The following is a 651-nucleotide window of genomic DNA, read 5'->3' as shown; positions in this document are numbered from 1 at the left end:
ATATGGATTTAGAGACGTTGACCCCGAGGAGATCAGTAAATTTGTAGGAAACAACGATTTCGTTTCACTTGAGCTAACTAGCAATTTCCGAAGTTGTCAAAATATCATCAACCTATGTGAAAAACTAACAGGTCGTAGAGATATTATTGGGCAAGTTACGTGGTTGGAACCAAAGTGTTTCATTGCCCAGTATGATAGCTGCCCAACGGAACTGATTAGTACATTTGAAAAACTATGTAACGGTTATAAAAACAACACTATTATCTCTAGAGGGCACTCAATCCTACAAAAATTTCAAACTTCTGCTTCGAAGCTAAACAACGTCCAAAAGCTAGCATTAGCAATAAAGCTATTTGACCCCGATGACATGGATGCATTAGAAAAATCCATGACACTATTATCGGAGTTTATTCGCCACCATCTACAAGAGTGCATTAAACCAAACAGTTTCAATTGTCCACAAAGCATAGACTCAAACCTAGCATGGAGAAGGTTTTTATGTTCATCACTTAAGTATTTCACCAATAATAACCTAAAACAAATGACCGGTTCTTGGTCAAATTGGGTACGTAGTGCTAAGACATTAGTTCGAAACCTATCAAGTCAAAAGTTCATCATACAAGAGATTGCCCAAGTCATATCCCCACTAAA

The 651-nt window shown here is 37.3% G+C and carries 1 pseudogene; it reads left to right on the top strand.

Annotation, left to right across the window (positions count from 1 at the left end):
• Positions 1-651: pseudogene (locus R7Z50_RS28225) on the top strand (ATP-dependent helicase); the annotation flags it as partial.

It is taken from the genome of Vibrio sp. 1249-1 (genome assembly GCF_033340495.1).
The sequence above is the reverse complement of the archived record's forward strand: the minus strand, read 5'-3'. Positions and strand labels throughout refer to the sequence as shown.